11 protein-coding genes are annotated in these 9,618 nt (G+C 33.6%); 2 read left to right on the top strand and 9 right to left on the bottom strand.

All coding sequences use genetic code 11. From position 1 onward, the window contains the following. Positions 1–74 precede the first annotated feature (74 nt). The 6 genes from ACPEH5_RS03735 to ACPEH5_RS03710 form a co-directional block, all read right to left on the bottom strand. Positions 75–707, bottom strand: a complete 633-nt coding sequence (locus ACPEH5_RS03735; protein ID WP_281111436.1) for a hypothetical protein — start codon at positions 705–707, stop codon at positions 75–77. Between the two features lie 10 nt (positions 708–717). After that, entirely contained in the window at positions 718–1,260 is a 543-nt protein-coding gene (locus tag ACPEH5_RS03730) for a hypothetical protein (protein WP_071548096.1), read from the bottom strand. A gap of 3 nt (positions 1,261–1,263) precedes the next feature. After that, a complete protein-coding gene (locus ACPEH5_RS03725) occupies positions 1,264–2,739 on the bottom strand; it encodes a hypothetical protein (protein ID WP_042843765.1) in 1,476 nt (491 codons plus the stop codon). A gap of 15 nt (positions 2,740–2,754) precedes the next feature. Continuing rightward, positions 2,755–3,207: a TcpQ domain-containing protein gene (locus ACPEH5_RS03720; protein ID WP_210847286.1), complete on the bottom strand. Its 453-nt coding sequence runs from the start codon at positions 3,205–3,207 to the stop codon at positions 2,755–2,757. Between the two features lie 18 nt (positions 3,208–3,225). Then, a complete protein-coding gene (locus ACPEH5_RS03715; protein ID WP_281111437.1) occupies positions 3,226–4,875 on the bottom strand; it encodes a prepilin-type N-terminal cleavage/methylation domain-containing protein in 1,650 nt (549 codons plus the stop codon). A gap of 65 nt (positions 4,876–4,940) precedes the next feature. Then, entirely contained in the window at positions 4,941–5,675 is a 735-nt protein-coding gene (locus ACPEH5_RS03710; RefSeq protein ID WP_042843767.1) for a type IV pilus major pilin, read from the bottom strand. A gap of 632 nt (positions 5,676–6,307) precedes the next feature. On the opposite strand from ACPEH5_RS03710, the gene ACPEH5_RS03705 reads away from it, so the two are divergent. After that, positions 6,308–6,559: a hypothetical protein gene (locus tag ACPEH5_RS03705; RefSeq protein ID WP_042843768.1), complete on the top strand. Its 252-nt coding sequence runs from the start codon at positions 6,308–6,310 to the stop codon at positions 6,557–6,559. 125 nt (positions 6,560–6,684) lie between these two features. On the opposite strand, the gene ACPEH5_RS03700 is transcribed toward ACPEH5_RS03705, so the two are convergent. Continuing rightward, positions 6,685–6,948 carry a DUF3811 domain-containing protein gene (locus ACPEH5_RS03700; protein WP_042843769.1) on the bottom strand — a complete coding sequence of 88 codons (264 nt, stop codon included), beginning with the start codon at positions 6,946–6,948 and terminating at the stop codon, positions 6,685–6,687. A 159-nt stretch (positions 6,949–7,107) separates the two neighbouring features. On the opposite strand from ACPEH5_RS03700, the gene mnmH reads away from it, so the two are divergent. After that, complete coding sequence (mnmH, locus tag ACPEH5_RS03695; protein ID WP_206226930.1) at positions 7,108–8,199, top strand: tRNA 2-selenouridine(34) synthase MnmH; 1,092 nt, start codon at positions 7,108–7,110, stop codon at positions 8,197–8,199. Between the two features lie 62 nt (positions 8,200–8,261). Here mnmH and ACPEH5_RS03690 read toward each other — a convergent pair whose 3' ends face one another. After that, positions 8,262–8,906 (bottom strand): LysE family transporter, encoded by a 645-nt coding sequence (locus ACPEH5_RS03690; RefSeq protein WP_129465918.1) that lies wholly within the window; start codon positions 8,904–8,906, stop codon positions 8,262–8,264. A gap of 107 nt (positions 8,907–9,013) precedes the next feature. Beyond that, a complete protein-coding gene (locus ACPEH5_RS03685; protein WP_042843771.1) occupies positions 9,014–9,475 on the bottom strand; it encodes a YaiI/YqxD family protein in 462 nt (153 codons plus the stop codon). Positions 9,476–9,618 lie beyond the last annotated feature (143 nt).

The raw sequence follows: 9,618 nt of genomic DNA, 5'->3' as shown, positions 1-9,618 counted from the left end.
AACCCATGAAAGTTTAAATCACCTCCCACCGGAGGCCTATCGTCAACAGTTAGAAAACTCTAATTTAACGTGTCTCAATTAAAGGGGAGTGGACAAGAGGAAGATGGTAATTCATTTAATTTTATCTTTTTTTTCTCGTTATCTTTTGATGAATTGTACGCATAAACATAGTTTATATAATCATTGCAAGTAGGTACATGCAATTTTGCCTCAGGAGAAGTTATTTTATTTTCCAATCTATTATCAGTATATTTCAATTGTAAATTAGAAAAATCCAAGCTATCTGGGCTAATAATCCCTTCGTAGCGTTCATTGAAAAAAAATTTATCTTGAACATTAAAAATAGCACCAGGCTTTAATTTGTATGAAAATTGACAGTTATCTTCATTACAAGTAAACATATCCTCATTGAAGCCACTTGCTGTAAATGCATAACTACTGAGTAAAATTTGTTTTAATATAATGATAAGATCATCAGCTTGATACCCATGAAACTGAGATAAATAAAAATTTGTAATTTTCTTTTTATCATTGAGAACTAACTGCTGCTGTTGTTTTTCTAATGCCTCTTTTTCTGTTTTTTTATAATGTAAATAATACATTACACCAGAAATGGTGATAATTAATACTATTACAATACTAATGATTAGCATATACTTACTTTTCAATAAGCCATGCTCACGCCAGCCAGAAAGAATATCTTTCATACTAATAACCCTAATATAAGGATAGAATATAAATAATGATTGTGAATATGCTTATACCACAAGCAATTGCCGCTGAAACTTTAATGATTGTATTACGATACTTTTTTTCCTGATTCAAATACTCTTCATAAATTGCATCAAATATATCATCATTAATAACCGTCACATCTAAAGAGCCATATATTGATGTATCTTTTTGACTCAAAATATAGGAGAGCATTCCCTCCGTTATGATTGTATCGATTGGAGAGATTACACAATCATCTTTAATGCATATTAAATAATAATGTGTAATATCACCCTCAACTATAGGAGCATAAAACATGCCATCGCCATAAAGTTCTTTAATATATAAAGCTAATATTTCGTGTAATTTCACTTGCTTAGGAAATAACACTTCCTTCATACCATTACGAGTTTTATACCTAATTTTCCTACATTTTTTTTTGGTTGACTCAAGCCAAAATCGATGCCGATGCTCTTCTGTTTGGCTCGAATCAATCCATATACCACCAATAGTCAGCTTATTTTTTAGTAACTCTGCTAATGTCATGGCTTACTCATTAATTGAAAAGTAATTGTCTATCCCTACAATCATAATAATAGTTGAATTCGCATCTTCACTTTTTAAGATAGCTGATAAAATACCTGCCTTTTGTCCATCAGATTCTGTATTTTCATCATATTTACCAACGATCAGTAAATCACCCGGTTTAATTACAGAAGTATTAAACATTTCCGTTGTTGTATAATTAGGCAGTTGAACATTATCAAATTTTTCTATGCCAATCAGATTTTTACGTGTAAATCCACTAGCAACTTCAATTTTCCCATCAGATAAGGCTCTCGGAGTAATAATAAAACTGCTCCCTGTCACAATTTGATCGGTTGTTAACTGATTCTCAGTAATATCCATATTGGCATTTTTAGTTGAAGTCATGCCAGATACATAATGTTGAGTCTTAGTTAAATTTAGCGGGATTGGCATATTATTACGAGTAATAAAAGACCCACTTTGCAAAATTTTACTTCCAGTTAAATTATAAACAGCGTCAAGTTGTGCGGCTAAGCGAAATTTGGCATTTTCACCACCATGAAAATTTGAATTAGCATTAAGACTTCCAGTTAACTTAGTCAGCAAACTTTGATTAAACCCGACTTGCGTACCACCACTGTTGTAAGAAAAACCCAACTCTGCTTCTAAGTTTTTAGATTTTGACTTGTCGAGTATATAAATTTTATAGCTAACAACAAATTGACGGCTATTTGCTTGTTTGTATTGCTCTAGAACCTTATTGACATGATTGTATTCTGATTGCCTTCCAACAAACGTCAAAATAGATGAGTCTTGAAATATATTATATACCCCTGAAGAGATATATTTATCCATCATATCTTTCACATCTGCCCAGAACGAGGATTTAAATGAGGTTGTTGATTTACCTTTTAATCCGCTAGATGAGGCTGCCTCATTACTTGATATATCTAAACTAGCTTCATAGTTATTATCTGTCCCATAATAATCAAGGTTGATCGCAAAGTTTGAATATAAGTTAACCTCTAGTAAATTATTCTTCTTCAGTTGAATACTTACATCATACAAATTTGATAAATAACCAATAAATTCGTCTAGATTACCTTTAAAATTAATAGTATATACTGTGTTTTTTAATATATCCTCACCAGCCGTAGCTTTCTCAGCCAACTCTTGAGGAGTACTCGCATCAACTTTATAGGTAATTTCCATTTGTTCACCTAACATTTCTAATACGGTATAAATGTTAACAGGTGCATAAGTTGTCAAATTAATTTCTTTATCGAGTACTTTTTTCTGCTGACGATCGTAACTGACTTCTTTTCCTAAATACGATGTACCTAGAGATAAAAATGTCTCTTGTTTGCTACTATCAATATCTTGAAGGTCAGTTACTCTATCAAATAATTCTTTGTCATTATATTTTTCTTCAAAAAAACTACTACATCCTTGAAGTAGTAATGGCAATAGAATATAAACCAATTTACACATTTTCATTTTATTTTCTACTTATCAATTATCAATCACGAGAACATTGTTTTCTTCATAAAACTTCAAATAAAACCCTGCTTTTTGGTAAGACAGTTGTTTACCTAATTTTTCTAAAACTTGTATCCTATCTGTACCATCAATTGTGATCTCATTAAAAATGACAATATCTTTTGGGCTATTCCAAATAAAATCAATGCCATTGAATTTTGTCCACTCTTCAATACTTTGGCTTAAAAGCTCATTTTTCTTTAGTATTAAATGACTCATAACCTCCCGTTGCTCTTCACCCTCTTTTTTATCACCAGTCATTTGTTTTATATTGATATTTTGCTGTTCAGTTTTTGATGAATCAGAAACCGATTTAATTTCTTTCATCGGTTTTAAATTAACCCACCCTTGTTGACCTATTGTTGAGTTAGCAATAGAAGAGAAAGCTAAACTACATAAAATAAACACGCTCATTTTATATTTCATTATATGAATACCTTATTACTAATCATATGAAGTAGAATAATCCCCTTTAATTGAACTGCACCATTCAACTGCCATAATTGATAATGATTTAGGGTTAACATAAGTACTGGAATCCCCGTTCTCTGGATTATTTACACCTAATGATGCACTTATAATCCAAGTCGGTTGAAATGGTGTCGTTGCTGTACCTACAACATAACCGTGTCTAGCCTGTAATACGACGCCTGCCGATAGCCCTACGTGTTTTATTTTGTTTATTCTTGTACTCGACTCGTGAGAGAGGTCAACATCTAAAATATTTTTTTCATCATCAAATACAACTGGCGTCATTGATGAAACTGCGACTGTCAACCTTGGCCATAACCTTACGTCATTAACTACCGGACATAACTTTCTTGGTATAGTAATGACCCCATCCTCTTTGAGATCATCTCCAACATAATTCTCACCAACAATCATGCTCTTATTATTGCCTGTAAAACTGTGATAACTTACTTCAGGGACGGTACGATATTCTTTGACTAATTTAGAGCCTTCATAATGACTATCTTCAATAACTACATTAGCGACCAATGTTCCTGCTATTTGATTGCCTTTATTATCTTCTTTGGTGAGTATAAAATTACTGTCATCTAAATATTGAGCATCCGTTATACTGAAGTCTCCGGGTAATTCTTTCAATTCTAAACAAACAGATTTTGCTTTATTTTGAGTATCCCAACATAAAGCAGGCATTTTTTCATTTTTATCTGGAGCGCCACTCGTTAATACAAGTTTATTCTCATCTTTTGCTGTCAAACAAGGACCATATTGACTATTTTTTGTATTCCAACATAATTTATCGGTATTAACAGAACCATCGGATTTTAAATATTTCCCTGCTTTACTATTGAAGCTAAAACGTATTCCATAATTATAATTATCATTACTTAAAGTATCAGCATTTAGTGCTAATTCTCCAAACTTGATATTTTGATCATTTTTCTTTAATAATTTCCAGTTAGTATTTTCATTATGTTTTTTTTCTTTAAAAACTATATCAGCTTGAATTAAATATAGGGACTTATCTTTAAATGATTGCATAAAGTTATTATATAAATTTTCAATGTATAAATTTTCTTCTTCTTTTTGTGGGTGGTACATTGCGATAAAATCAGTTCGCTCAATTGTTTTTCTTTTGGTGTCACCAATAAGATCAATTCTTTCTATAGATAAAACAGGCTGTTGGCTAATTAAAGGGTCAATTGTACATTTCAAAAATTCTTTTTTTAGTGATAATTCAAGTAGGCTTCCTTGACAAGTTTCATCGGTAAAGTAATTACGTTCACTTCCAATGCCATTTCCCCAATTAAAGTGTAAATTATCATGAGTTAATTCATCTTCAATTTTATAGTTACTCACACGCTTACTGTATTCTGGATTTTTATTTCCTATTTGAAATAAAGGATTTCGCTTGAGGTTCCCATCTATTGTTTCTAGTTCGTCACTATTAACAAAGTCTATAAAACGATACATTTCATCAACGATTGTATCTGAAATTTGTTGGCGACGGTTATCTTCAATTCTATTAATAATAAAGCGGCTCAATGGAACCATTATCACACCAATAATTCCAAGGACGATAATAACTTCAAGTAATGAATAACCTGCTATTTTACTTTTTTTCATCTTTATTTCTCAAAACCTCTCTAATTAAAGAGAGGTTTTATTAGCGAGTTATTAGTCTCTATTTATTAACGACTACCTAAAATAACTGCGTTAGTTGGCGAATCGACACAAACTGTTGCGATGTCATCTGGCTTAATGTTTTTATTACCATCGGCATGCAATGAGCGCAGGATAGGTGAATCATCTGTTATTTCTACAGCGAGATTTTTTGGTGTTGCAGTCAAGCTACTTGCTCCAGCTGCTGCTACACCGACTTCAACGTAATCCCATAAATTTCCTGATTGGGAAATAACCGCACGGCACTGCTCTTGATTAAGTCCATTTAATTCCACAACAAACCCACGCAGCCCCGTTGCTGGCTGCCCCGTTACTGTCATGGCTCCAGAGATCGCAATAAAGTTATTAGAAATATTATTACGCGCTTCGTCTGTCGAAACTTTGCCTAACTGAACTAAGCGTGCCACAATTGCTGTAGATTCTTTTGCGTCTTTAATTGACTCAAATGTATAGTTCGCAGAATCTGTTCCTGCCTCTGCTGGGTAACCTGGAGCGCGTTGATAAGCTTCTTTAGCTGCAATACGTATTGAGTTTGTATTGCTCACTAAGTCTGAGATTGCACGGCTATCGAATGCACGTTGTGCTAATACGACGACACCTGCTGCAATTGTTCCGACAATGCCTAATACAATGATAATTTCGAGTAATGTCATACCACGCTGATTTTTTACTTCGTGGTATTTGGATACTTTTTTTAGGAGTTTCATTTTTAAATTTTGAGTCTGTTGATACACTTTGAACATAGTTATTCCTCAAATATTGATTTGATATGTTTTTATAAATTCAATAACATTGATAAATTATATATTATTTAAATTAGTTACTCTCTTTATTAATAGTAACTCTATTTATTACCTTTCAAGATTTTATTTTGTTTATATTAAATGTTTATTGGCTGTATCCTTTTATCACTACCTCTCATTGCAATAATTATTAGTTCAAATTATTTTTCAGTCAACATGGTTTTATTATTATAAATTTAATTGTCGTAATCACCTTGTAATCTTTATTAACTTTTATTTAATATCTTATACATAAAGCATATTTAATATGTATGCACCATTTATCTATTCAGTATATAAAAACCCACCGATTAGGATTATTCCTAATCTATTTTAATTTAATAAGAAATATTCAGTTACATTATTTATGAAAATACTACCGATTAAATATATACAATTAAATAATATTAATATATTTTACTCTTTATTCGGCTAAATACTACTATTCGGGATAATAAACGTGCTTTGTATATTGCTTATTTATTATCACTTGAGTAATTCTGTTTTTTAGTCGAAACACTACTTTTACTACCAATTACCGCTATTACTATCGTTAGTTGTATGGTAAATAGCCCTGATATGAGACTATAAACATGACATATCCAAAATTATCCTTTACTGGCACTTCATTTAGCTCTAATCATGAGTCTACTATTAATTCAAAACCTGCACCAATTGCTAAACAAGATTTGAAAAAGGCAAAATTAATACAAGTTCCTATGATATATATTGATGCATTTGAAAATATTAAAAATGAAGGGTATACCTCCCTCTCCTTCTCTTCATATCTAATCGAAGCGTTAAAAGAAAAAATCATTTGTGATGTCTCTCGATTAGATTCATAGAATTATATTTAACGTTTTAACCTAATAAAAAATCGCGTATTTATTCATGCTCAAATACGCGATTTTTTATTTTTAACTACACTAACAAATAAAATAACCTACTAACTATTCTTACTAATAATTAGTTATCGATAACCTTTTTTATGGTTTGCCGAAGACCAACTGTAAGTTTGGTCACTTGGTATTAATTTATCTTTTTTCTTTTGTGCTCGAAGTTTCTTTGCTTGCTTATCAACTTCAATAGATATTTCGGTAATGATTTGCTTTTTGACTTTATTTTGCTCAGAGTTGGTTAATTCACGGCCAAGTTTTTTTCTTTCTTGCGCCAACTTACTACGAACTTGCATCTTTTGAGTTTCGGTCATCTCTTGGATGGTTAACATCTTCATTGTCTCGCCCCTTACTCATATTGAAATACCCAACATCAATATAGCATCATTATACGCCAAAGTACTATTAAGCCTTTTTAATCTTAACATTAAGTGCCAAGTGATAAGATTAGGAGTATAGTTAGCCTTATTGCAACTTTAATGAATACCACAGTTATTATGGAATTAACTCCCTCTTCAAAAAATATTCGGCAATTACTGGCGACTGACAGCACGTTAATTGATGTCAGGGCTCCTATCGAATTTCAACAAGGTTCGATGCCAAGTGCGATTAATATCCCTTTAATGAATGATGATGAACGCAAAGCAGTTGGCACTTGCTATAAACAAGAAGGGTCTCATCAAGCACTCACATTAGGGCATCAGCTTGTGAGTGGTGAGATAAAAGAAGCACGCTTAGCTGCTTGGAAAGAAGCCTGTCTCAGCCATAAAAGTGGCTATATTTGCTGTGCTAGGGGGGGAATGCGGTCGCATATCGTTCAATCATGGTTAAAAGACATTGGTATTGAATACCCTCTCGTTGCAGGAGGCTACAAAGTATTACGGCAAGCCGCAATTGATGCAATCAATGAATTAACACTACGGCCTATAATTTTAATTGGTGGCTGTACTGGTAATGGCAAAACAACGCTTGTTCATAACTTAGCAAATGGGATTGATTTAGAAGGAATTGCTCATCATCGCGGGTCGTCTTTTGGTCGCACATTACAACCCCAATTTCCTCAAGCCACATTTGAAAATCATTTGGCAGTTATGCTACTAAAAAAAGCAGAACATCATAACCGCTGGGTTTTAGAGGATGAAGGTCGTGCAATTGGTTCTAATAGCCTACCCAGTGTACTCAAAAGTCAAATGGACTCTGCTACTATTGCGGTGGTTGAAGACCCCTTTGATGTACGGCTCGAACGCCTTAAACAGGAATACTTCGACCGTATGACACATGAATTTCTTAATGTATTTGGGGAGGAAAAAGGCTGGCAAGAATACAGCGAATATTTACACCACGGTCTCTTTGCTATTCGTAAGCGTTTAGGTTCACAGCGTGCAATTGAATTAACTCGCTTATTAGATCTTGCTCTTGCAGAACAAAAAGTCACAGGTGACACTCGAGCACACTATTCTTGGCTATGCCCTTTACTCAATGAATATTATGACCCTATGTATCTCTACCAATTAAGCAAAAAACAACAGCGGATTATTTTCCGTGGAACTTATGAAGAAGTTGAATATTGGCTAACGTCTCAGCACTGATTTTAGATCCATATCATACAAATCCCATGCTCAAAACGGTGAAACTGTATAGTTGTCATCTGCTATCTTTTAACAACAAGTTCAGTTACACCTTGGTAAATGAGCCTTGATGCTAGCGTACCTAGTACTATACCAACCGCTTTTCCTACTATTTTATGAATGCGTGAATACATTCTTCTGACTGACGTCATCGAGAAAGTTTGGCATAAAATGATTCGCCATATTAATGATGCGATGATAATGCCGAACCAAATGACGAGCTTGGTCCATAAAGGAGTAGAAGGTGAAATAGTTGTTGAGAAAATACTCATGAAAAACAAAACTGTTTGCGGATTAGATAAATCAGAAATCACCCCCCGCCTGAAATAAACACCGGAAGGAAAGCTTTCGACAATGTTTTCTGTAGATAAATTAAGCTGCGTCCTATTTTTAAAAACGGTTATGGCATAGTAAAACAGGTATAAACCACCAAGAATTTTGATCAATGAAAATAATGAACCAAATTCAGACATTAGGGTAACTAAACCAAATAGACCTAACCCGGAATAAATCGCATTACCCAATACAACACCATAACCACAAGTTAACCCCGCTTTTTTACCCGAACTTAATGTTGTTTGCACAACAATAAACAGGTTTGCGCCAGGGTTAAAAAAAGTTAAGACAAACAAAAATAGAGTGATAATAATGCTGTGCAAAGGGTCCATAATTTTGTATTCAAAAATTTAGGGATAACCATTATAGACATAAGATTATTAGCAACTCTATTTTAATTTGCATGTTTTCTGAGCTAAATCAGCAAATTTATTTCCTATTATAGACTTAATGACTTTTTACGGTGTAATAACCATTTGTCTAACTCATTTGCAAATTGCTGCCTATCACGTTGATTTAAACTTGCAGGCCCCCCTGTTTGAACGCCACTTGCCCGCATGGTATCCATAAAATCACGTATATTAAGGCGTTCACGGATCGTCGCCTCACTATAACGCTCCCCTCGCGGATTCAAGGCAGAAGCTCCTTTTTCCATCACCTCTGCGGCTAACGGTATATCCGCCGTAACAACAAGGTCGCCTACTTGTGCACGTAAGACAATTTCATTATCCGCAACGTCAAAACCTGCAGAAACTTGCAACGTTTTTAAAAACGGTGATGGTGGAACTGTTAAGCGCTGATTGGCAACAAACGTTATTTGCACATTTTCCCTATCCGCCGCACGGTATAAAATTTCCTTAATTACTTTAGGACAGGCATCCGCATCAACCCAAATTACCATTATTGTATCCAGAATAGTCAAAAAATAGGGCTCATGATTATAACAGAGAATAGAAACAACGAGTGTGGATTTATAAGCGAGTCAACTAGAACAGATGAAAACAGGATACAATATTGACAATTTCATCACTATTTTATGTCAGG

This window comes from Providencia sp. NPDC089933 (genome assembly GCF_049545585.1).
GTDB lineage: Bacteria > Pseudomonadota > Gammaproteobacteria > Enterobacterales > Enterobacteriaceae > Providencia > Providencia huashanensis.
This window is presented reverse-complemented; position numbering and strand designations above follow the sequence as displayed.